At 57.4% G+C, this 23,277-nt stretch carries 19 protein-coding genes; 8 read left to right on the forward strand and 11 right to left on the reverse strand.

Features of this window, described 5'->3' with window-relative positions; genetic code table 11:
• Positions 1 to 54: 54 nt before the first annotated feature.
• Positions 55 to 906 (forward strand): hypothetical protein, encoded by an 852-nt coding sequence (locus tag RYC17_RS08455; RefSeq protein ID WP_316902737.1) that lies wholly within the window; start codon positions 55 to 57, stop codon positions 904 to 906.
• 435 nt (positions 907 to 1,341) lie between these two features.
• On the opposite strand, the gene RYC17_RS08460 is transcribed toward RYC17_RS08455, so the two are convergent.
• The 7 genes from RYC17_RS08460 to RYC17_RS08490 are packed head-to-tail and all read right to left on the reverse strand — an operon-like array spanning position 1,342 to position 8,161.
• The gene (locus RYC17_RS08460) at positions 1,342 to 2,454 is read right to left on the reverse strand and encodes an endo-1,4-beta-xylanase (protein ID WP_316902738.1); all 1,113 of its coding nucleotides are present in this window, start codon (positions 2,452 to 2,454) and stop codon (positions 1,342 to 1,344) included.
• A complete protein-coding gene (locus tag RYC17_RS08465; RefSeq protein WP_058408621.1) occupies positions 2,454 to 3,197 on the reverse strand; it encodes an inositol monophosphatase family protein in 744 nt (247 codons plus the stop codon). The genes RYC17_RS08460 and RYC17_RS08465 overlap by 1 nt, the downstream gene beginning before the upstream one ends.
• Entirely contained in the window at positions 3,194 to 3,955 is a 762-nt protein-coding gene (locus RYC17_RS08470; protein ID WP_122259611.1) for a glycerophosphoryl diester phosphodiesterase, read from the reverse strand. The genes RYC17_RS08465 and RYC17_RS08470 overlap by 4 nt, the downstream gene beginning before the upstream one ends.
• Positions 3,956 to 3,961: 6 nt before the next feature.
• The gene (locus tag RYC17_RS08475; RefSeq protein WP_230016936.1) at positions 3,962 to 5,068 is read right to left on the reverse strand and encodes an ABC transporter ATP-binding protein; all 1,107 of its coding nucleotides are present in this window, start codon (positions 5,066 to 5,068) and stop codon (positions 3,962 to 3,964) included.
• Positions 5,065 to 5,958 carry an ABC transporter permease subunit gene (locus RYC17_RS08480; RefSeq protein ID WP_002555449.1) on the reverse strand — a complete coding sequence of 298 codons (894 nt, stop codon included), beginning with the start codon at positions 5,956 to 5,958 and terminating at the stop codon, positions 5,065 to 5,067. The genes RYC17_RS08475 and RYC17_RS08480 overlap by 4 nt, the downstream gene beginning before the upstream one ends.
• Positions 5,955 to 6,848, reverse strand: a complete 894-nt coding sequence (locus RYC17_RS08485; protein ID WP_316888223.1) for a sugar ABC transporter permease — start codon at positions 6,846 to 6,848, stop codon at positions 5,955 to 5,957. Before RYC17_RS08485 ends, RYC17_RS08480 begins: the two co-directional genes overlap by 4 nt.
• A complete protein-coding gene (locus RYC17_RS08490) occupies positions 6,845 to 8,161 on the reverse strand; it encodes an extracellular solute-binding protein (protein ID WP_316902739.1) in 1,317 nt (438 codons plus the stop codon). The genes RYC17_RS08485 and RYC17_RS08490 overlap by 4 nt, the downstream gene beginning before the upstream one ends.
• A 165-nt stretch (positions 8,162 to 8,326) precedes the next feature.
• On the opposite strand from RYC17_RS08490, the gene RYC17_RS08495 reads away from it, so the two are divergent.
• The 3 genes from RYC17_RS08495 (at position 8,327) to RYC17_RS08505 (ending at position 13,512) form a co-directional block, all read left to right on the forward strand.
• A complete protein-coding gene (locus RYC17_RS08495; protein WP_316902740.1) occupies positions 8,327 to 9,457 on the forward strand; it encodes an ROK family transcriptional regulator in 1,131 nt (376 codons plus the stop codon).
• 292 nt (positions 9,458 to 9,749) lie between these two features.
• Positions 9,750 to 10,571 (forward strand): phosphate/phosphite/phosphonate ABC transporter substrate-binding protein, encoded by an 822-nt coding sequence (locus tag RYC17_RS08500; protein ID WP_058402678.1) that lies wholly within the window; start codon positions 9,750 to 9,752, stop codon positions 10,569 to 10,571.
• Positions 10,572 to 10,602: 31 nt separating this feature from the next.
• Positions 10,603 to 13,512 (forward strand): putative bifunctional diguanylate cyclase/phosphodiesterase, encoded by a 2,910-nt coding sequence (locus tag RYC17_RS08505; protein WP_316902741.1) that lies wholly within the window; start codon positions 10,603 to 10,605, stop codon positions 13,510 to 13,512.
• 172 nt (positions 13,513 to 13,684) lie between these two features.
• On the opposite strand, the gene RYC17_RS08510 is transcribed toward RYC17_RS08505, so the two are convergent.
• Positions 13,685 to 13,924, reverse strand: a complete 240-nt coding sequence (locus RYC17_RS08510; protein WP_003317071.1) for a hypothetical protein — start codon at positions 13,922 to 13,924, stop codon at positions 13,685 to 13,687.
• Positions 13,925 to 14,081: 157 nt separating this feature from the next.
• The gene (locus RYC17_RS08515) at positions 14,082 to 16,388 is read right to left on the reverse strand and encodes a TonB-dependent receptor (RefSeq protein WP_058402676.1); all 2,307 of its coding nucleotides are present in this window, start codon (positions 16,386 to 16,388) and stop codon (positions 14,082 to 14,084) included.
• 412 nt (positions 16,389 to 16,800) lie between these two features.
• Here RYC17_RS08515 and RYC17_RS08520 point away from each other — a divergent pair, with 412 nt between their 5' ends.
• Entirely contained in the window at positions 16,801 to 17,649 is an 849-nt protein-coding gene (locus RYC17_RS08520; protein ID WP_058402675.1) for an ureidoglycolate lyase, read from the forward strand.
• Positions 17,650 to 17,698: 49 nt separating this feature from the next.
• Here the strand turns inward: RYC17_RS08520 and RYC17_RS08525 are convergent, their stop codons facing one another.
• Complete coding sequence (locus RYC17_RS08525) at positions 17,699 to 18,517, reverse strand: alpha/beta fold hydrolase (RefSeq protein ID WP_058402674.1); 819 nt, start codon at positions 18,515 to 18,517, stop codon at positions 17,699 to 17,701.
• Positions 18,518 to 18,547: 30 nt separating this feature from the next.
• Positions 18,548 to 18,778, reverse strand: coding sequence for a hypothetical protein (locus tag RYC17_RS08530; protein WP_058402673.1), 231 nt, complete (start codon positions 18,776 to 18,778; stop codon positions 18,548 to 18,550).
• A gap of 16 nt (positions 18,779 to 18,794) precedes the next feature.
• On the opposite strand from RYC17_RS08530, the gene RYC17_RS08535 reads away from it, so the two are divergent.
• From RYC17_RS08535 to RYC17_RS08545, 3 genes are all read left to right on the forward strand, one after another.
• The gene (locus RYC17_RS08535; protein WP_058402672.1) at positions 18,795 to 21,116 is read left to right on the forward strand and encodes a mechanosensitive ion channel family protein; all 2,322 of its coding nucleotides are present in this window, start codon (positions 18,795 to 18,797) and stop codon (positions 21,114 to 21,116) included.
• Between the two features lie 153 nt (positions 21,117 to 21,269).
• Positions 21,270 to 22,154, forward strand: a complete 885-nt coding sequence (locus RYC17_RS08540; protein ID WP_058402671.1) for a sugar nucleotide-binding protein — start codon at positions 21,270 to 21,272, stop codon at positions 22,152 to 22,154.
• Complete coding sequence (locus RYC17_RS08545) at positions 22,147 to 23,076, forward strand: NAD-dependent epimerase/dehydratase family protein (protein ID WP_058402670.1); 930 nt, start codon at positions 22,147 to 22,149, stop codon at positions 23,074 to 23,076. The genes RYC17_RS08540 and RYC17_RS08545 overlap by 8 nt, the downstream gene beginning before the upstream one ends.
• The last annotated feature ends 201 nt before the right edge of the window (positions 23,077 to 23,277 follow it).

Here is a 23,277-nt window from a genome sequence, read left to right on the forward strand (position 1 = left end):
TTGATAGAGCACATTAGTTTTTAGATGGATGATTTCTAGATAGGGAAGTGGCCTATGTTTAACTTGCTTGTTATGAGCGGTGGCTGGAGTGGTAGGCGCGACGACGTTCCCCTAGGACGTGTTTATATCGACGCAGCTTTGGGAGCGCAGTGGCGTAATGGGGAACACCCCAATTTCGATCTCATGAGAGGGCTGCCTGCTGTTTTCTCCCCAGAGCAATCCAGGGAGGAAATTGATCACCAGGTAGCTCGTGTCGGTGAGATCACTAGCACGCGTGTGCAGGGCGGCACTGTTGTAGTCGAGTATCGCTACGACCCAGACATTCCTCCGATCCCTCTGAGTGAGCTAATCGCTCTTGCGCCTGCGTTGGGGATTCAGATTCCACGTAGGGGATTTGGACCATTTGAGCACAGTCATTGGGCGATAAAGGATGCTGATCTGTTTAAGGTGCTGCTCACCGAGTGGAGGCAGCCTGTTCGTCAGCCTACAGTGTTCCAGTTGCCTGCCGCTCAGCGCGTTCGCCCTGATTTGCTGTCAGCGATGATGCCTTTTGCTGGATTCACCGAGGTCTGGAAGGCGATTCAGCGAGCCGCTACAGCAAATGAAATGGAGAGTGGTCGCGCTGACAACAGATGGGATCACCCGGCGATTATTCAGGATGTTGTTGCTCTTATTGATGAAGCTGCCATAGTAATTTGTGATTGCACCGGCAAGAATGCCAACGTCTTCTACGAGATGGGCATTGCTCACGCCTATGGTAAGGAAGTAATCATCATCACTCAAAATCCCGCTGATATTCCATTCGACATTACGCACCTACGGCACATTAGATATCTAGGAAATGGCGAAGGGATAGCGCAACTGGAGGTAGACCTTACTGCGAGAATCCGAGCGCTCAGAGGGTGATGTCAAAATTGCTGTCGGCCCGCCCTTAGCTGGGTGCTGTAAAGGTGCCCTGCACGAGTCAATGCCATCCAAGACAGGCCACTGGTGGCTGACCACGCAGCGGGAAGGGTGATGCAGCGTGGGAGACTTCAGCTACGCTAGAGGTTAGCGGAGCGGGTTTCAGATATGCGTGTAAAATTTTGGCCTACTTTTTGCTGAATACTTTACATTAGCTCCAAAAATGGTATAACAGATTCATAGCAAACCCTTGAGGCGTAAGGGAAAAAATTTTAAATCAGGTGTCTCAGCTACCCTTTCCCGTTCTAGGATATCGCTGGAACCTGCTGTTCAGGTCCAGAACCGGAGCCCCCGTTTATTGGGGGCTTCGTCGTTTTCAGGCGTCAGAAAGCGCTGAACCGCTCTGGCGGTACTGCTGCCATGAAGGCTGCTGTACGCCTAAAACCGCGCATCCTTTTGTGTTTGCGCGTTTTCGAAACAATGCGCGATCACCCAGCTCGCCGGCTTCACCTCACCTCGTGGGCCAAACGCCAATGCCCTTTGTGCCAACGGCCCGTTGCTGGCCGTGGCGCCTGCAACATGCGGGCTGTCCCATACACCCCACGTAATAACGGTAGATACCGAGCGCGTGGCAAGCACCACGTCGAGATACCGCTTATAAGTCGCTGCAACTGATCCATCGCGTTCTGCGATAGACCCCGTCAAGTGGCTGTCGTCGACGTCCAGTTCCGTGATGTGGATCGACAACCCCATATCACGCACTGCAAGGATAAAGCGGGAAAGGCCCGGACCAAATGTGTCGCCTGCACGCAGGTGGGACTGAATGCCAAGGCCGTGTATCGGAATGCCCCGCTGCTTGAGCCCGCGCAGCAGGGCGAGCACGGCAGTGCGTTTGCTTTCGCCGTAATGGGCATCCTTTTCCAGGCCGTAATCGTTGTAGCAGAGCAGGGCGTCCGGGTCGGCCTTGTGCGCAGCCTTGAAGGCTATGTCCAGATAGCGAGGCCCGAGCATCTGATACCAGAATGAATTGCGCAGCCCGTCAGGCTGGCCGTCCTCCAGCTGGATGGCTTCGTTGACGACGTCCCATGCGCTGATAAGGCCACGATAATGGCTGGCGACGGTACTGATGTGCGCCGTCAGCACCGCTTCGGCGTTCGTCGGGGTGACGGTCTGGTGAACCCAGTCGGGCAAAGAGCGATACCAGCAGAAAGTGTGGCCGCGCATACGCTGGTCATGCGCTTTCGCAAACGCCGCGATTGCGTCGGCGGGCGCGAAGTTGTAACGCTCTGGTTCGGGGTGGACGGTCTGCCACTTCAAGGCGTTTTCTGGCACTACGATGCTGGCCTGACGGGCGACCAGTTGCCGATAGGCCGCATCGTCATTCAGCTTCACCGGATCAACCGCAAAGCCGAACCGGATACCTTTCTCGGCTGCAGGCTGGCGCAATGCGGGAAAGGGTTCTGCCGCCAGCAGCCTGCTGTTGACGAAGGGCAGGCACGCCAGCAAGCGGACAAACGCAGTCAGAAAACTGCGTCGACTAGCCCGGCGCATTACGCACCAAAGATCCCCATCAACTCCTCACGCCCGACCATCACGGTCATTGATCCTTGCTTCTGCTCGCCTTCAATCGTGCACAGCAATCCAGCTTCTCGACAAATAACCGCGCCTGCCGCGATGTCCCACAGGCTGGTGAATTTCTCCATGTACCCATCCGTTTGCCCCAGCGCGGCGAACGCCAGGCCGATGGTTGCGCAGCGATAGCCTGCCAGGCCCCAGCCTTGTTGGCGCAAGGTCAGTTGTAGTCGTCCCAACTCTTCAGCGTCCCATCGGGTGTTTTCGCCTACGCCGGCAATACGCAAATGCTCTGGCGGTTGCGGGCGGACGAAAGGGATGCCGTTGCGCAGCAGGCCATCGCCCGTGCGCGCTGCCAGGGTGTAACCCAATGCCGGGTAGGCGACGACGCCGATTTCGGGTTCACCTGCGGACATGTAGGCGACGGCGATTCCCCACAGCGGTGTGCCACGCAGGTAGTTGCCGGTGCCGTCGATAGGGTCGATAACCCAGCCGTCGGTGATGAATTCGCCGCCCATTTCTTCGCCAAGAATTGCATCGTCGGGGAAGTGTTTGCTCAGCTCTGCACGGAGCAGTTGCTCCACTTCGAAGTCGGCGCGGGAGACGAGGTCTTGTGCGCTTTTGGTGGTGATGTCGAGGGTGTGGCGGTCGTTGAAATACGCCATGGCCAGGCCGGTGGCCTGTTCTACGGCGTGCATGGCGACGCTGAGTCGTTTGTTCATTGCAGACAGCCTCCGTTCGGCAGGTTCAACAAGTCCGGGTAATCACTGAGAATCGACTGCGCGCCGTGTTCCAGCAGGTAATGCGCACGCTTCGGGCTGTTGATGGTAGCCACGGCGAATTCGACGCCGCTGCTTTTCAGGCGAACAAGGTGATGGTCATCGAGCATGTCGTCAAGTACGTGAAGTATTCGGCAGTCATATTCGGCCAGCAAAGCGACCGGGTCAGCAGGCGCAACCACGCAGGCGATGGCCAGCGGTACATCGTTCCACAAGCGTCGCGCGGCCGTTAGTGAGCGCACCGAAAAGCTGGAGACGAACAACCGATCGTTGTCGGCGGGCCACAGATTTTTGAGGATCGGCATCACCACTTCCGCCGTCTCGATATCGTCGCCAATGGTCGGTTTGAGTTCGACCTGCAAACCCAGGTTGAGGCGCAGCGCGCATGCCACGATCTCTTCGAAGGTCGGGATCTGCAAGCCCGCGAATTCAGGTGCGAACCAGCTGCCTGCGTCCAGTTTGCGGATGGCCTCAAGTTCGTGAAGCACGACAGCGCCGCGCCCGTTGGTGGTTCGGTCCAGCAAGTCGTCGTGAATCACGACAGGCTGGCCATCGCGGGTCAGCTTCACGTCGATCTCGACCCACTCGGCGCCGCACTCGGCGGCTTTCTCCAGGGCCAGCAGGGTATTTTCCGGTACGTAAGCCTTGGCACCACGATGGGCAATCAGGGACGAGCGGACGAGGGGCGCAGGTTTGAGCATGGCGGGTCACTTGGTGGTTTGGGAGAAGGAAACGAGCTGGCGTTGGCCGCTCTCGATATCGAACAGCAAGGGCGCGGGATGGATGGCGATTCGAACCTGGGTGCCGGGCATCAGATGCTGCCGTTCGGCGAGGCTGACAACACAGCGTGTTCCGGCCAACTGGCAATACAGCAGGCTGTGGCTGCCGAGATTTTCCGAAGATTCAACGGTGGCGGTGACGCCTGTCTGGCCGAGCGCGACGGTCTCAGGGCGCAGGCCCATCAGCCATTTGCCTGTCCGGTTGCTGGCAATGCCGAGTTTGATGGGCAGGCGTTGTCCGTCGGCCAGGATCAGAACGTTGTCGTCCAGGCAGTGCACAGGCAGCAGGTTCATGGGCGGGGTGCCGATGAAGCTGGCGACAAATGTGCTGGCGGGCTGATCGTAGATGTCGGTGGGCGTGCCGATCTGCTCGACATGGCCCTTGTTGAGAATCACCACACGCTCGGCCAGGGTCATGGCCTCGGTCTGATCGTGGGTGACATACAGAATCGTCGCCCCGGTCTGCTGGTGCAGGTTACGAATCAACAGGCGCATTTCATGGCGCAGCGCGCTGTCCAGATTGCACAGCGGTTCATCGAATAGCAGCACCGGCGGTTTGCGGATCAGCGCCCGACCGATCGCAACGCGCTGACGCTGACCGCCGGAAAGCTCTCCGGGCTTGCGTTGCAGCAACTCCTCCAGCCCCAGCGAACTGGCACACTCGCGAATACGCTGTTCGCGCTCCTTGCGTGAGATGCGTGCCAGCTTCAGCGCGTAACCGATGTTGTCGGCGACGCTCATGTGCGGATAGAGCGCGTAGTTCTGAAACACCATGGCGCAGCCACGTTCCTTGGGCGGCAGGCGCGTCACGTCGCGGCCACCCATCAGAATCTGCCCTTGGGTGACGTCCTCCAGCCCGGCGACCATGCGCAGCAACGTAGACTTGCCACACCCGGACGGGCCGAGGATGACGTTAAGCTCGCCCGCCTTGAAAACCAGATCGAGCCCGTGAAGGATGTGCCCAGAGCCATAGGTTTTGTGCAGGCCCTTGAGGACGATATCCGGCGCGCAGGCAATAGGGGTGAGCGCGTTCATTTACCGACTCCGATCAGACCTTTGACAAACCATCGCTGCATGAGCGCAATGACGAGGATGGGGGGTAGCATGCTGACCACGGCGGCGGCCATCAGCAGGTTCCATTCGGGGACCTGGGTTGCATCGGTCGGCAGAAAGCTGGCGACGCCCAGCACCAGCGTGCGCATGTCCTCGCGATTGGTCGCGACCAGCGGCCACAGGTAGTCTTTCCACGCGCCGATGAACACCAGCGTGCCGAGCGCCGCGAAGTTGGTCTTCGACAGCGGCAGCAGAATGTCGACAAAAAAACGCCAGGGCCCGGCACCGTCCATACGTGCGGCCTCGACCAGTTCGGCGGGCAGCGTCTGGTAAAACTGCCGGAACAGAAAGGTGCCGGTGGCTGAGGCGATCAGCGGCAAGGCGAGCCCTGTGTAGCTGTCGAGCAGGTTGATGGTCGGCACCGGCAGCCACTGGATGCCCAGCCATTGCAACAGATTGCGTAGCGGTCCGAGCAGGTCGCTGGCCACCGCATACGTGGGGATGATGCGTACTTCCAGCGGCAGCAGCAGAGCGCCCAGCACGGCAAAGAAGATCACCGAGGTGTAGCGGCTGCGAAAGTACACCACGGCAAATGCCGTCAGCGCCGAAAGTGTCAGCTTGCCGATCACCACCAGCGTGGCGACCAGCAGGCTATTGCCCAGCAAGCGCAGCAGGTCGAGACGTCGGGTGACTTGTTGCAGATTCTCCAGCAGTTGGTCGCCGGGTATCAGCGCAAGGCCGTGGGCGAACAGTTGTGGGTTGCTGACCGTTGCCGAGCAGACTGCGACGTACAGCGGCCCCAACGCGAACACCAACCCGAGCGTCAGCAGCAGATAAGCGCCCGTATCGAGCAAACGATGACGCTCGATCATGCTTTCACCCCACGGCGCTGGAAGCGGGACAAGAGTTTGAACTGAGCGATGCTAAGCGCTACGACTGCCAGCAACATGAGCACTGACAGTGTCGACGAACCTGCCAGATCCAGGCCCATGAAACCGTCGGTGTAAATCTTGTAGGCCAGCACATTGGTGGTATCGCCGGGCCCGCCGTGGGTAAGGGTGTCGACTAGCCCAAAGCTGTTCGACAGGCTTTCCAGCAGGTCGATGACAAACACGAACAGCAGATAGGGCGCAATCAGCGGCAGCTGTATGTCGAGCATGCGTCGCAACGGGCCTGCCCCATCCAGTGCGGCGGCGGCGAGGTAGTCATCGGGGACGGACTTCAAGCTGGCGACCAACATCACGAAGTTGAACGGCACCAGGCACCACGCATACGCCACGATCAGCAACGACATGCTCTGCATCGGGCTGGCGTAGGGTGCCCAGGTTCCGGGGGCAATCGCGTTGAGCCAGGCGAAAATGCCCATCACCGGATTGGCCAGCACGTGAAAGACAATGCCGATGGTGGCGCCCGATACGGCGTAGGGCCAGATCAGCAGATTGCGAAACACTGCGTTGCCGCGCAGTTTCAGTTCAAGGCACAGCGCAAGCACCAGTGCGATGAGGATCGAAAGCACAACGCTCGACAGGCTGAACACCAGCGTCGAGCCTAGCGACGCGAGCACACCAGGGTCTCTCAATACCCGCAAATAGTTGCTCAGGCCGACAAAGATTTCGTTACCGCCGAAGGGCGGCACCAGATGAAACGACCACCAGATTGCCTGGACTGCAGGCCAATAAAAGAACAACCCGAGTGCCAGCAATTGGGGCAGGGCAAACAGCAGCGCCAGGCGCGGTTGCGGAAAATGCGCACGAGGCTTCATGGCGTTGCCCCGTCTGACTCGTTGCTGGCCTGGGCCTGATGCATCTGCTGAAACAGGCTGAGCAATTCGTTGGCGCGCAGCGTTGTCTGACGCAGGGCGTGCTCAACGCTCTGGCGACCGGCGAGCGCGTTTTCCATTTCCTGCGACCAGATAAGACGCATCAGCGTGATAAAACCGCAGCGCAAAGGCGCAGAGGGCTGGCCGTCGATGTCGTGAAGTGCAGCAAGCCCGACCATCACGGCCGACGGCTCTCTGCCTGCGGATTGCAATCTTGCTGCGGCCGCCTGAGTGACTGGCAGGTAGCCGGTCCGGGCACTGAATACCAACTGATTATCCGGTTGCAGTACGAACGCCAGAAACTCCGAGACCAGCCGGTAATCCCGCGCGGCATGCCCACGCATCACCCACAGCGAGGAACCCCCGGGAGCGTTGGTACGGCGTTGGGTGTTGGCGTAAATCGGCAGTGCTGTGACGTCGATATCGGATTTGAGCGTGCTGTGCACGATATTCCAGGCACCGGTAGAGTCGATCAGCATGGCGCAGTCGTCGGTGGCGAACGCCAGCGCCTGCTGGCCGCTGCGCGTCGAATCCTCGTGCACAACCAGACCTTCAGCGGTCCATTGCGCCAGATCGTTCATCAGCCGCAGGTGGGCGCCTTTGTCGAACTGATAGCGCTCCGTGCCAGCGGCGCGAACCGCGACTTCGGTACCTTGCGCTGCACTGGTCTGCTCCAGCCAGATCCACGGCGAAAATTCGCTGACGACAGGGCACGTGTGGCCGTTTTTCTTCAAGGCCCGCAAGGCAGTAGCAAATGCTTCCCAAGTGGCGGGTGGCTCGCTGATACCGGCTGCGGCCAGGGCATTTCGGTGCGTATAGAGCAAGGCCGTGGACGCCGCAAAAGGCTGGGCCGCCAGAGTGCCGTGATCATCGGAGTAATAGCGCCGCAAGGCTGGCAGAAAAGTGTCGTCGGAATAGGCTCTTTGATGATCGGCCATGATGGCCTCGACAGGCAGAGTGGCACCGCCCAGCAGCATGTCAGGCGTAGCCACATCGTAAATTTCGACCAGCGCCGGGCCTATGCCTGCGCGGTACGCGGCGACGGTCTTCTGCAGCGTCTGCTCATAACTGCCCTGGCGGATACAGCGCATGCGGTCCCCATCCTCACGCTGCGCATTGAAGCTTCTGCACAAATCTGCGATGGCACTTCCGGCCGCGCCGCCGTGGCTATACCAGAACTCGGCGGGGGCGGCGAAGACCTGAGCAGCGAGCGGCAGCAGTGCCAGCATGGAAAGCGTCTTACTGATGAAAGGCATGAGGACACCCACGAGAACTCAGTGCTATTTAATACAGCTTGTGTGTAGTATTTGTGACCTGCGCGACTTTTATTAAATTTTCATGATGGAAGTGTGCAATGAGTGGCGGGCGATACACTGCTTTACACGCCCACTGTTTTAATCCTCCCCTGATTTGTAGATTCCATGCCCCTCGACCTCGATACGCCACTTCATGCGCACCAACCGCTGAGCCTGAATGAACGCAAATTGCTGGATATCCTTCGCCGTCGAGGCGTGATCACCCGCGCCACGGTTTCGACCGAGATGGACCTGGCTCAGCAGTCGGTGCACCGCCTGATCGAAGAACTGATCAGCCGAGGCCTGCTGCGTAGCGGCGAGCGAGTGAAGAACGGCCGTGGTCAGCCCAGCCCGCGCATTGAGCTGGTCAACGAGGCGGTGTATGTCATCGGCGTATCGATCAATACCGACTCGGCAGTGGTCTGCGTCGCTGATCTGGGCTGCAATGTGCTGGAACAGGTCACCTTGCGTACGCCGCCGTTGAGCCGTAACAGCACGCTGGATTCGCTGGATCAGACCATCGAACGCATGCTTCAGCGCAATGGCATCGAGGCGCAACGAGTGATTGGTATGGGCTTCGCCATCGCCGGTTTTTTTCTTGAGAACCGCCAGATCAACGCACCCGAACCGCTGCGCGATTGGTCATTGATTGACTTGCAACCGATACTCGAAGAGCGCTTCGGCATGCCGGTCTGGCTGGAAAACAACGCCACCACTGCGGCCATCGGTGAAAGCCTGGTGGGCGTGGGGGCCTGGGCCAGCAACTTCATCTACCTGTCGTTCAACTTTGGTTTCGGTGCAGGCGTGGTGATCAACGGCAAACCTTATTTCGGTAGTCACGGCAACGCGGGCGAGATCACCCTCTACAGCGACGAAGAGTCGATAAACCGTCCGGCCTTGCGTTACCTGCTGGATGAATTGCATCAGAACGGCATACAGGTGGACTCAATCGAAGACCTGCGCCTGCGCTTCGACCCCGACTGGCCCGGCGTGGACACCTGGCTGGCACGCGTCAAACCAACCCTGGATCGTCTGGTTAACGCGCTGGCGGGCCTGTTCGATCCACAGGCGGTGGTGTTTGGCGGGCAATTGCCGCCAGAGCTGGGCAGACGCCTGATTGCGGCGACGGCTTTCTGGGGAGCCCACCGCTACAACGCGCCACCGCCTCGGCCTCAGTTATTGCTGAGTGAGACCAATGGCGATGCGGCGGCTATCGGGGCGGCACTGGTGCCGTTGAAGGAGCGGTTTTTTGTTTGATCTGTTGTCTGCGATCGCTCCTTGACCGGTACTGCACGTTGCGACCAAGGCAATGGTCATGCAGCAAAAGACACCTCGGCCTGCACAGTTCGAGACTATCGCGCGGATGCAGCAGTCAGGTGCATTGGCTGGCCAATTAATATTTCTTCATGCGGTCTTTGCTTAAGATTCAAGAGCCTCGGCCGATCATATTAGATGGCTGGGCTTAAGTTGGCGCTCATCACCGTTGACTAAGAAGTTATTATACCTGTGGAGTGGACAAGTGAACTTACGCCTAGGCTGCAAAGCTATAATGATCGCCCTGTCTTTTGCCTTGTCGAATATGGCCGCGTCTGAAGAGCTGAAAGTCTACAACTTTTCGCCTGTCAATCAGTACAATCTTAATCTTTCAGCCGGTTTTTGGAATCCAATCATAAAGTATGTGTCCGAAAAAAGCGGCGTGAACCTCACGCTGAAATTAGGGCGGACCTCCTCTGATACGACAAGTTATGTGCTCGCGCAAGAAGTTGACTTCGCGTTCACCAACCATCTTTTTAGCCCGGAACGCGACAAGATGGGCTGGAAGGTGTTTGGTCGCCGTGACGCGCCTGCTATCGTGGGGCAAATCGTGGTACCTGCCGACTCGCCCATTCATAGCCTTTCAGAGTTAGAAGGCAAGGAAGTCGTGTATCCGGGACCGGAAGCGTTCATCGCTTATAAAGTCACAAACTCGGAATTGGTCAAGAAAGGGATCAACACGTCTACTGTGTTTGCAGGGAATATGGACGGTGCTTTCAGCCAACTCCTCAGTGGTAAGGCTCAGGCGATGGGAGCCAATTCACAGCTGGTGAGCGGCTACACGGAGAGAGAAGGGAAGTCGTTCCGCGTACTGTGGAGTTCAGCCTCGTTCAATGATTTGGCCCTCATGGCATCCCCTCGGGTTTCTAAAAAAGAACGTGATGCGGTAGCCAACGCATTTTTTAATATGCAAAACGATCCCGACGGTAGCAGGGTTCTTCGTGAGGCGACCGAGCTGGTCCATGCACCGGCACCGATTACCTTCATTCCTGCGACGGAAGCGGATTATGCGTCCTATCGTGATTTTTATAACAGTTTGCCAGCAAACCTTAAGTAAATAATTTCAACTTTAGCTGGAGAGGCTGTTAATGAATTTCTTTAAAAGCCTGCTGCCCAAATCACTGACGTCGCGAATACTGGCGATGTTATCCATTCTGATACTGACTTTTTTGACGACAGGGCTGGGACTGTTTTATAAAAACCAGCTGCTTCAGCATATTGAAGAGATACAAGACACCGCTAACATGCTCATTGAGGTGGCGGCGCAAGCGGTTGAAGAAAGTGTCGTCATCGGCGATTACGACACCATCAAAAGAACCCTCGAAAAAACCCTGGCTCGCTCGCCGTTCAAGTCGGCCATATTTATTGACCTGTCGGGTGGCGTGATTCGCCTTGAGGCAGCCAGTGCGCCTGTTGGAAGAGCGCCTGCGTGGATAGAGTCTGAAGTCGCTGCAAGATTATTCGATGTCAATCGCCCGATCACTATTGGCGGAAAAGATTATGGCGTGATGCGTTTGTCTTTTAATGCCGAGAGAATTGCTGCCGAACTCTATAGTCTTGTGATCCAGGCTACATTGTTTGCGGTATTTTTTCTGTTGATAAGTTTGATGTTGATGGGGTTCATGATCAAGCGTTCGCTTGCTCACCTAGGCAAACTTCACTCTTATGAGGCGGAAATTGCTTCAGGTGCAGTGGCAGCAGAAGCGATGTTGGTCGCTGATGCTCCCATGGAAATACAGGAGGCTATAAAAGCGGTAAACCGCACTGCCGCCAGTATGCGCAATCACTTTGGCCTGCGTATCGAATCGTTGATGAATACCTTGGTGCAGCATAAAAATGCCCTGGACGAGGTTTCAATCGTTTGCGAAGTTTCGGCCTCCGGACGTATCACCTACGTTAACGAACGATTCGTAACAAGCTCACAGCATTCGCGAGCCGAGCTTTTAGAGTTGACGATCGATGAAGTCTGGACCGGCATCTCTTCAACTTCTGAACCGTGGCGATGGGCTCCTGAAAATGAGGTGTGGAACGGTGAGCTCAGGCTTTCGGGTCGTACCGGTAAGGATGCATGGCATCGACGCACCATAATACCTATTCTCGATGACATGGGTGGCGTTGAAAAATATATTTGCATCGATATCGATATTACTGATCGAAAGGAGTTTGAGGTCGCGATTCTGGATAACTCCAGAAGGCAAAACCTTATTGCCTTGTTTGGTCAGCAGGCATTGACAGAAGAAAACGTCAGTGCGCTGGGTGGACTGGCAGCATTGAACGCGGCGCAAGGATTAACATTGTGCAAGGTGGCTTTATTAGTCGTTGATCGAGTGAGTCATGGGGTCATCCTCAACGCGGAGGTTGGCTTGAACCACGTGGAAGTCCGCGGTGGTTATCACAATGATTTTTTGAACGGTACTGCTGCTTCCACTGGGTGTGTCATTAATTCTGATACACCTGATAACAGGTACACGCTGCTGCCGGACGAAACAGTGGAGGCTTGCGGTATTAGAAGTGGTCTAGAGATTGAGATATCCTGCAGGGAGGTTTTCAAGGGTGTTCTTGGGGTGTATGCCAGCACTGACTACTCCTTTACACGTGAAGATGTCAGCTACCTTCAAACACTTGCTAACCTGTTGGCCGCCGCGCTTGAGCGGTATGATGCCAAGAAAAAGCTAATCTATCTGGCCGAAAATGATTCGCTCACCCATCTGCCTAATCGCTGGTTTCTCAGCAATTATCTGCGCGAGATAATCAGTCGGAAAACGTCAGTGCCAGATGCAGTCAGTGTCATATTCATCGATTTGGACAGGTTCAAAGCAGTGAATGACACCATGGGGCATTCAGTGGGCGACCAATTGCTTATCCAGGCGGGTCGACGCTTGAAAGACTGCATTGATGAAAACAGTGTGGTTGCGCGGCTGGGAGGCGACGAGTTTTCTATCGTCGTTACCCATCATGTTTATTCCGAAAGCCTTATAAAAACCCTTGCGACCCATGTTGTTGAAGCGTTGGGGAAACCATTCAATCTGGGCGGTCAGGATGTATTTGTTTCAGCGAGTGTCGGCATCGCTAATTATCCGTTTGATGGGCGAGACACTGGCGTTATCCTGAAGAATGCGGATACCGCCATGTACCATGCGAAAAAAAGTGGCCGTAATAATTATAAGTTTTATAAGGCCACGATGAACGAAAGTTTAGTCAAGCGCTTGCAAACTGAAACGCTATTGCGGGGTGCGCTTGACCGTGATGAGTTTATTCTACATTTTCAGCCAAAGGTCAGCCTCACCGATGGCAGGATAAGTGGTTTGGAGGCTTTGTTGCGGTGGAATCACCCGGAGCAGGGTATGGTTTCTCCGGCTGAGTTTATCCCTATTCTTGAAGACACTGGCCTGATTATTCCTGTCGGCGAATGGATTATCCGCAACGTGTGTGAAACCATAAAAAGCTGGGGAGAGAATAATATCAGGCAGGTACCGATCGCCATCAATCTGTCCGTCAGGCAGCTTCAGGTAAAAGGCCTGGCGGAGACCGTCAAACATATCGTTGAAGGGTACGGTATCAACCCCGCTCTTTTAGAGTTCGAATTGACCGAGTCGATGCTGATGATCGATCCCGAGTCGGCGGTTGAAATACTTCGAGATATAAAATCGCATGGTATAAGCCTTTCGGTCGATGATTTCGGAACGGGCTATTCGAGTTTGGCTTACTTGAAACGATTCCCTCTTGACGCCCTCAAAATTGACAGGGCGTTCATAAAAGATATAACGAGCAATCATGAGGACGCCGCTATCACCAGAGCGGTCATCGTGTTGGCGCACGAATTGGGTCTTAAAGTCATTGCAGAAGGCGTCGAAACAGTCGACCAGTTAGCGCTGCTTGTGACGTATGGCTGCGATCAAATGCAGGGTTATCTTTTTAGTAAGCCTGTCATCATTGAAGAGTGTGCTTCTATGATTAAATCGTCACGTAGTCTGAAACTGTTGGACATACCTGCTTGAGAACCGCGAGCATGAGAGTTATTCGTAGTAAAGACTTAACCGCACTCAAGCTTGGGCAAGCAACGCCACCAATACTAGATTTCCTTTCACTGCATTTCCTTGCCTGAGTTATTTGAGGGCGTGATTATCAGGAACCTCAGATTCAAGGGCAATGCTTGATAGCCAGCGGGTCCTACATCCTCAGCGCTATAGCCTCTGCCACAAGACACTCCAGTGCAAACTGCTCGGTATAGGTCATCTGAATCGGCGTGGTTTCGCCTTTGACGGTCCTTTCCCCATCCAGAATGTAGCGAATGCGCTTGTCAGTCACACCAATGCGTTTTGCGATCCACGAAGGTGTTTGTCCGATGCGCGAAATCAGCTTGTCGGCATATTCGGTGGACGGGTTATAGAGTTCTGCGTTGGGTGTCATGGGGTGTCCAGATGAAGGTCAGGCGCTGTATGTCAGGGGAGTATGCAGCACGATGGGGTATTCGTCGCCATTGAGGTTGGCAACCCACGCGGTCGTGCAGAGACAGGTACATTGCCTTCGCGAGCAAGCTCGCTCCCACAAGAGCCTGTCTCCAAAATCAAAGCTTCACGCCCAGTGTCACAAACGCACTGCGTGGCGTGCCCACCTGCAGAATCTGCAAATTGCCCGCAGGGTCGGTCGCTGCGCTGGCGTCGGTGTTGAGGGTGGAGATGTAGCGTTTGTCGAACAGGTTGACCATGTTCAGCGAGACGGTGGTGTCTTTGACGGCACCGAGTTTGCCGAAGTCGTAGCCGAGGTTGGCGTTCGCTACCCAGTAGCCGCTGACACTGGAGTCGTTGGTGTAAGTGTAATAGCGCTTGCTGATGTAGTTGCCCTGCATGCCGGCATTCCAGTGCTCCCAATTCCAGTCCAGGTTGCTGGAATACATCAGCTTGGGCGTATCGACGACGGTTTTGCCTTTCACATGAACGGTGCTGCCGCCGCTGGCGTAGTCGTCGTCATAAGTGCTGTGGTTGTAGGACATGGAGTTGGACCAGCGCCAGTGCTCGTCGGGCGTCAGGCCGAATGACAGTTCCAGGCCCCGACTGGTGACGGAGCCGACGTTGGCGACGCCGTTCTGGCAGATGACGATGCCGGTGCAGTTGGTGATGGCCACCAGGCGATTGTCGAATTTGGTGTTGTAGACCGCCGCGGATGCCGAGTACAGCTTTGTGCTGCGGCGCACGCCCAGTTCAACGGTTTTCGATGTTTCGGGTTTGAGGTCCTTGAAGCCGTTCTGCGCATCCACTGCAGTCTGCGTGGTGAAGAACGGGCTGTAACCGCCACTCGGAAAGGCCGCCATGTTTTCCGAATAAGACGTAAACACTTCATCGCTGTCATTGAGTTTGTAGGTCGCGCCCACTTGCGGCAAAAACCTGTTCCGTGCTTCCAGCGAGCCGCTGGCATAACCGCCGCCTTTCCCTTCGGCAGTGGAGGTGGTGACGGTATTCTTTGCGCCGAACTCAAGCTTGAGGCGGTCATCGAGCAGGGTGTAGGTGTCGCGCAGGTAGAACTGCCGGGTCAGGTCGTTGTAGCTCTGGTCCAGTACCGTAGCCGCTTGCCTCAGGCCATTGGTTTTGACGATGTGGTTTTGCGGCGTCGCATTGGTGGTATCGAACAGGTAACGGGCGATGTCGTTCTTGTTCGATTGAATCCAGAACCCGCCCTGAATTTCATGCTGGCCCAGGAAGTACGTCAGCGAACTCTGGAAGCCGGTTCGATCAATGCCATACACCGTGCTGCGAATCGAGTTGCTGGGGACAGTGGTCGAGCCGCTGGTAAAGATGAACGGATAATACGAATTGCCCCGGCCCGAGTCATGGTGGTGATAGGCCGTGGCGTCCAGCACCAGATCATCGGTCAGCGAGAAATTGCCGCTGAGGATGTCCAGTTCGTCGTCGCGCAGGCTGCTGGCGTTGTAGGTCGCATCGCTTGCGCTGGTTACGCCGCCGGTGTAGATGCCGTTGGCTGCATTGACCGCGCGGGTCCAGTCCGGCGTGTAGTAACTCCAGTTGTAGCCCAGACGCTGGATGATGCTCTTCGACAGACTGGGCAGATTGGCCTCGTCGTGAGACGAGGTGCTGTGGAAAAAGCTCACGCGGTTTTCGCCGAAGTTGTAATTGACCTTGGCGTTCACAGCGTCGGATTTTTGCGGGTTGTCGTGGCCTTTCCAGGCATCGGCGTCGTACTTTTCTCCCGACACATAAGCGGACAGACCGTTGTATTCGCCCGTGTCGACGCGCATGAAAGTACGCGAGGTGTCGTAACTGCCCAGGGTCTGTGACAGTCGCGCGCCGAACTCCTTGTCCGGATTGGAACTGGTGAACTGGATGGTGCCGCCCAGATCGCTGTTCGATGCCGTGCCCAGCGACCCGATGCCTGGAGCCACTTCGCTGGCAGCGATGTTTTCCGCGATGATCGCCCGGGTGATGCTCAGGCCGTTGAAGTTGCCGAAGCTCATGTTGCCAAGCGTGACGCCGTCCAGCGTGTAGCCCAAGTGGTGCATGTCAAAACCGCGCAGGCTGATGCGCTGGCTGCCTTCTTCACGACCCAGCGGGTCGCCGGACTGGAAGTTGACCCCCGGTAGCCGTTGCAGAACTTTCAACGGGCTGGTACCTGCGGAATAAGCGCTTACGTCCTTTTGCGTGACGCGTTGCACCTGCCGGGTTTCGCCCTGGCCAATCACCGACACCGTGCCCAGTGTCACGGCAGCGGTGTCGTCGCTGGCGGGCGCCGTCACTGAGGTGGGCACATCGTCGTCGGCCTGAATGAACGGGCTGATCAGGCACAGTGAATTCAATGAAACCAGCAGCGCAAGGCGCGTTATCGGGAATCGAGAAGCACGCGGTATCGATCGATTGTTCATGAAAAGGTTTTCCTGGGGCGTCAGGGCGCCGCGCTTGCGACGGGGAATCTGCAGGACGTATTAGCGTTGACATGAGTTCAGCCGGCCCTTGAAGGCGTACGAGTCCGTCGTGTTTTCGAGGGGCGCTCGTTTCAACGAAAGGGCTCGTTTGAACTGGGGGTGATATTAATACTCACTGTGTGTATTAATTATGACCAGTGGCGTGTTATCCCGATTTTTCTGCCAGTCAATGCCAACCGGCGTGCTGGGCAGTTGGTCGTAAATTTCATTAGGCAAGGCGTCCGTTGCGATGCTATCTGTCCAGATTCAGTGGGTTCAGCCCGATCGTGAATACGTATTTCCGAAGGCCGGGCAACAGGGCGTCACCCTCTGAATCCGCGGTTTGCACCTTGGACAGAAACGGGAGAACTCGATGAAATTGCTTCGTTACGGTGAAAAGGGCCAGGAAAAGCCAGGTCTGCTTGATGCTGCCTACCAGATCCGCGATCTGTCCGCACATGTCACGGACATCGCTGGCGAGGTGTTGAGCCCGGCAGGCCTTGCCAGCCTGGCTGCGCTTGATCCCGAAAGTCTGCCTCTGGTTGCGGGCCGACCGCGCATCGGGGCGTGCGTCGGGCAGGTCGGCAAGTTTATCTGCATAGGCCTGAACTACGCCGACCACGCAGCCGAATCGCGGATGGAAGTGCCCAAGGAACCCATCATATTCAACAAGTGGACCAGCGCAATTTGCGGCCCGGATGATAACGTCGAAATTCCTCGCGGTTCGCTCAAGACTGACTGGGAAGTCGAGCTGGGCGTAATCATCGGCAAGGGCGGGCGTTATATCGACGAAGCCGTTGCCATGGAGCACGTTGCCGGTTATTGCGTGGTCAACGATGTGTCCGAGCGCGAGTGGCAGCTTGAGCGCGGCGGAACCTGGGACAAGGGTAAAGGCTTCGATACCTTCGGCCCCATAGGCCCGTGGCTGGTGACCCGCGACGAGGTTGCCGACCCTCACGCCCTCGACCTGTGGCTGGAGGTCGACGGTCATCGTTATCAGAATGGCAATACGCGCACGCTGATTTTCAGCGTGCCGCAACTGATCGCCTACCTGAGCCGTTGCATGAGCCTGCAACCGGGTGATGTCATCTCCACGGGTACGCCGCCGGGTGTGGGCCTGGGCGTCAAGCCAGAGCCGGTCTTCCTGCGCGCAGGGCAACGCATGCGCCTGGGGATTGCGGGGCTGGGCGAGCAGAATCAGCTGACCGTTCAGGCCGACTGATTCGCTGCCTGCCGGGAGTCGGTAATCGGCTCCCTGTTACACAAAAATATCAGCCCTGCACGAACGTCAGCAGGTCTTTGTTGAGTGTCTCGGCATGGGTCACGGCAAAACCGTGCGGCGCGCCGGAATAGACCTTCAACTCGGCACCCTTGATCAGCTCGGCGGCGCGCTTGCCTGATGCTTCGAACGGCACAACCTGATCACCATCGCCATGAATCACCAGGGTCGGCACATCGATTTTCGCCATGTCCGCACGGAAGTCGGTTGCGGAGAACGCCGTCACGCAATCCAGCGTGCCTTTGAGCGAGGCGAGCAGGGCGATATTCAAGGTCTGGGTTTTTACGCCCTCGGAAACCTTCTGGCCTTTGTTCAGGCCGTAGAACGGCGTGGCAAAATCACTGATGAATTGCGCGCGGTCCTTGAGCAGACCTTCCTTGATGCCATCGAACACTGATTTGTCGACGCCTTCCGGATTGTCGTCAGTCTTGAGGAAAAACGGTGTGACCGAGCCCAGCAAGGCCAGTTTGGCAACTCGCTCGCTACCATATTTTGCGATATAGCGCGTCACATCGCCGCCGCCCATCGAGAAGCCCACCAGCGTCACTTCGCGCAGATCGAGGTGTTCGATCAGCTCGGCGATATCGTCAGCGAAGGTGTCGTAGTCATAACCGGTCCACGGCTGGCTGGAGCGACCGAAGCCTCGGCGGTCGAAGGCAATGGTGCGATAGCCCCGGCTGCTGAGGTATTCCATCTGGTATTCCCACATGTCCGCATCCAGCGGCCAGCCGTGGCTGAACAGTACCGGCTTGCCCGTGCCCCAGTCCTTGTAATAGATCTCGGTGCCATCTTTTGCGTTGAACGTGCTCATGCAGATTCCTCTCGATGTCGGGTTGATCGGTCAAGCGCTGTGGCGCACAGGCTCATGCACGCCTTCGGCAGCTGCCGATAATTCCGGCAGTTGGCGCTTTGCATAGTTCAGTCGGGAAGAATGAGCGTACTGTTCTGGCGCAATTTTCTGAAACATCGGCTCATCGTATTTCCCTGCCGGAACCGAACTTGCCGGGCATAAGGGAATCAGTTCCTTGGGATCAAAGCGCGCTTTGGCCTGTGCATGGTTGTATTTGTCCATCGAAGGAGAGAACTGCGTGGCGTCTCAGCTGAAAATCTTGATCCTGTCGGGTCTGCTGCTATTCGCAGGCAGTTTCAATCTCCAGGCAGCCGATGTACCTGCGCTGCCAATGGGCGCTGCGGTGCCGACCGACGACAAAGCGGCCGAAAAGGCCGATGGCAAAGAAAAAGCCGATGCCAAAGCAGCTGACAAACCCGCGGCGAAAGCGGATGACAAGGCCGCTGAAAAGGCGGATGCGAAACCGGCAGACGGCGGGGAGCCAGCAGCGGCCGAGGCCCCGGAGCTTCTGGTGCAGGGCGGGTTGCTCGGTGCCATCAGTTCCAGCATTGATGACGTCCAGGAAAAGCTCAATCTTGACGACAACCTCTTCGACGCCTGGCAATTGCGCGCCGACCGTGCAGCCGACGAACTGGAGAAACTGGTCAACAAGCGCACTACACGTTCTCCGTGGAGTGTTGCCGGGGACTTCCTCGCCTTGTCGTTTGTCTGGATCGGCTCGTTTGCCGTTCTGACCACTTTGGGTCGTTTTCTGGCGGTGCGCTTGTGCCGAACGCCATTCATGCGGGTGCGCGAGCGCAGTCAGGCGCTGCTCAAATACGTGTTGCCGTTCACCTTGCCAGCCATTGTCTGCCTGCCATTGACTCTCTACGTCAGCCACTTCATGCCTTCGTCGGTCGGCCGTGCGCTGGCGCTGTGCTTTGCCTATGCGACCAGCAGCGGCATCGTGTCGACCTCGGTGCTGCTCTGTGTGATTGTGATGTTCAACTCCGGGCACAAGCGCGCTGCGGTACGCATGATTCGCCGCTACGCGCCGAGGCCACTGTTTGTGGTCGGTTTTCTGGCGGCGCTGAGCGATGCACTGACCAGTCCGCAGATCGCCCGTCAGTTGGGCAGCAACGTCACCACCAGCGTTGCAGTGTTCACCGGGCTGTTTGCCTCGGTGGTGTTCTGCATGCTGATCATCAAGGTGCGCCGCCCGGTGGCGCACCTGATTCGTAACCGTTCCTTGAGTAGTCGCCTGCAACGGCCAGCGCTGCAGCAGTCGCTGAAAATCTTCTCCAACCTGTGGCACCTGCCGATCCTGCTGATGATTCTGGTTTCGGCGATCAACCTGATCGGAGCCGGTGAAGACAGTCAGGAAGCGCTGCGTTGTGCGTTGTTCACCACCATTCTGCTGATCGCCACGGTATTTTTGAGCACAGTGTTCCAGCACCTGTTCAAACCGACCGAATCTCTGGGGCGCGGCGGGCATGTTTACAAGGCGCGTCTGCTGAGCTTGGTGTACGCGGTGTTGCGCATTGCGCTGGCCATCGGGTTCATCGAGATACTGGGGCGTATCTGGGGCTTCTCGATGTTCGAGTTTGCCCAGCGCAATACGCTGGGGCGCGTGATCAGCGATTCGCTGAGCAGCATCGGCCTGATATTTGTGGTCACCTGGCTGCTGTGGGTGGTGCTCGACACGGCCATTCAGGAAGCCCTCAAACCACCAGCGAACCATCGCAGTGGCCGCCAACCGAGCACGCGAATCAAGACCATTCTGCCGCTGCTGCGCAACGCGGTGAAAATCATTCTGGTGGTGATCTGCGCGATCACCACCATGGCCAACCTGGGCATCAACGTTGCACCGCTGCTGGCGGGTGCCGGGGTTGTCGGTCTGGCCATCGGTTTCGGTTCGCAACAGCTGGTGCAGGACGTGATCACCGGTCTGTTCATCATCATCGAAGACACCTTCTCGGTGGGCGACTGGGTGGTGCTCAGTACCGGCCATTCCGGTTCGGTGGAAAGCCTGACCATCCGTACCGTGCGCCTGCGTGATGGCAAGGGTTTTGTCCATTCCGTGCCGTTCGGGCAGATCAAGGCGGTCACCAACCAGTCACGGCAGTTCGCGTATGCCTTCTTCTCGGTGCAGTTCACTTACGACTCGGATATTGATGATGCGCTGGCGCTGATCCGCGAAACCGGGCAGTCGATCAGCGATGACATTCTGCTCAAGCACAACCTGCAAGGACCGCTGGAGGTGTTCGGCGTCGACAGCATGAACCTCAACGGCATGGTGTTGACCGCGCAATTCCGTACCTCTTCCGGCGGGCAGTACGCAGTGGGGCGCGCCTTCAACGAGCGCCTCAAGCGCCTTGTGGATAAAAACCCGAACGTGCGTTTTGCGCAGACTTATCCACAGATGGTCATGGGACCGGGCTTCAACAACCCGCAGGCTGGCGTTGAAGCCGAGGGGCCTCCTGCGCCTTCGGACCCAGCTGCTGCGACACCTTCCGCGCCGGCACCTGCACCGCTTGGTCTGCCCAAGGGCAACAGCCCGCCAGGGCCGGCAGCTCAGTAATCAATGGGGCGCGATGAGACGCTGCAACGCGTTGTGGCGGCGTCATTGACCCGCCAGGCTGCGCAACTGTTGGGGGTTGGCAGGCAACGTGTTATGTTTGCAGGCGTTTTTCAATTGTTCGTTTGATTATCTGATACCGAGCCTGCTGACTCTATGCGAATGCGCCTTATGCTGTTGGGCGGCGGGAATGCACTCGGGCAGGCGCTGATTCGTCTGGGTGCCGAGGAAGACATTGGTTTCCTCGCACCACGTCCACCGCAAGACGGCTGGGACGTGGCGAGCCTCACGCAACTGCTTGATGACACCCGCCCCGATGCCCTGATAAACCTCGCTTACTACTTCGACTGGTTTCAGGCGGAGACCGTGAGCGCAGCGCGCCTGACCCATCAGGAGCGCTCTGTCGAGCGCCTGGCCGAACTGTGTCAGCACCACAACATCACGCTGGTCCAGCCTTCCAGTTATCGTGTGTTCGATGGCTCGCGCGCGACCGCCTACAGCGAAAAAGACGAGCCAGTGCCCTTGGGGCTGCGCGGTCAGGCGCTGTGGCGTATTGAGCAAAGCGTGCGCGCCACCTGCCCGCAACATGTGCTTGTGCGTTTTGGCTGGTTGCTGGATGACAGCGCCGATGGCGTGCTTGGCCGCTTTCTTTCGCGCGCCAAAGAACCCGGAGAGCTGCTGCTGGCCGATGATCGACGCGGCAACCCGACGCCGATCGATGATGCGGCGCGGGTGATTATTTCAATCGTCAAGCAACTCGATTGCGAAGCGCCGCTGTGGGGCACGTACCACTACGCCGGACACGAAGCGACCACGCCACTGGCGCTGGGTCAGGCGGTGCTCACCGAAGCGCGTCTGCTGCACCCGCTGGCCATTGAATCGCCCACCGCACAGGCTCACGCCGCGCGTCCCGATGCAGCCGAGGAACCGCAGCACGCGGTGCTGGCCTGCAAGAAAATTCTCCACACTTTCGGCATCAAGCCCCGCGCCTGGCGGGCCGGCTTGCCAAGCCTGCTGGACCGGTATTATCGACATGTCTGACGCCCCTGTTCTGATTACGGGAGGTGCCGGCTTCATCGGCTCGCACCTGACCGATGCATTGCTTGCCGACGGGCATTGCGTGCGCATCCTCGACAACCTCTCGGCGGGCAAGCGCAGCAATTTGCCGCTCGACAACCCGCGCGTTGAACTGATCGAAGGCGACGTAGCCGATGCCGAACTGGTCAAGCGCGCTGCGCAAGGCTGTAAGGCCGTCGTGCATCTGGCGGCGGTGGCCTCGGTTCAGGCGTCAGTCGACGACCCGGTGCGCACTCATCAAAGCAACTTCATCGGCACACTGAATGTCTGTGAGGCCATGCGCGAAGCGGGCATCAAACGCGTGATATTTGCTTCCAGCGCGGCGGTATACGGCAACAACGGCGAAGGTGAAGCAATCACCGAAGACACCACCAAAGCACCGCTGACTCCTTACGCATCGGACAAGCTGGCCAGCGAGTTCTACCTGGACTTCTACCGCCGTCAGCATGGTCTGGAGCCGGTGATCTTTCGCTTCTTCAACATCTTCGGCCCGCGCCAGGATCCGTCGTCGCCGTATTCGGGCGTGATCAGCATCTTTGCCGAACGCATCCAGAAAGGCCTGCCGATCAACGTGTTTGGCGATGGCGAGCAAACGCGCGATTTCTTCTACGTGGGCGACCTGCTCAAGCTGTTGCTACAGGCCCTGTCACGGGAAAGCGCCATTGAGGGCGCGATCAACGTCGGTCTGAACAAGACCACGTCGCTCAACGAGCTGCTGTCGGCGCTCTCGCAAGTGGTCGGCAAACAGCCGGAAGTCAGCTATCAGGCACCGCGCTCGGGCGACATCAAGCATTCCCGGGCCAGTAACCAGCGTCTGCTGGAGCACTTCAGCATTGATGAGCCGACACCACTGGTTCGTGGGCTTGAGTTGCTGATGGGGCAATGAGCCCCGCATCGACTGTAAGTGCTGATCGTCCCCATGCTCCGCGTGGAAATGCATTTGTGGACGCTCTGCGTCCGCTCTTGAGCGTGCGGTGCAGCGCCTATTTGTGACGCAGAGCGTCACGAACTGCATACCGACGCGGAGCATCGGCACGATAGCCAGGAACCGGGGCGCGGGTTAAATCACGGCACGATAATCAGGAAT

It is taken from the genome of Pseudomonas syringae group sp. J248-6 (assembly GCF_032586995.1).
In the GTDB taxonomy this organism is placed as follows: domain Bacteria; phylum Pseudomonadota; class Gammaproteobacteria; order Pseudomonadales; family Pseudomonadaceae; genus Aquipseudomonas; species Aquipseudomonas amygdali.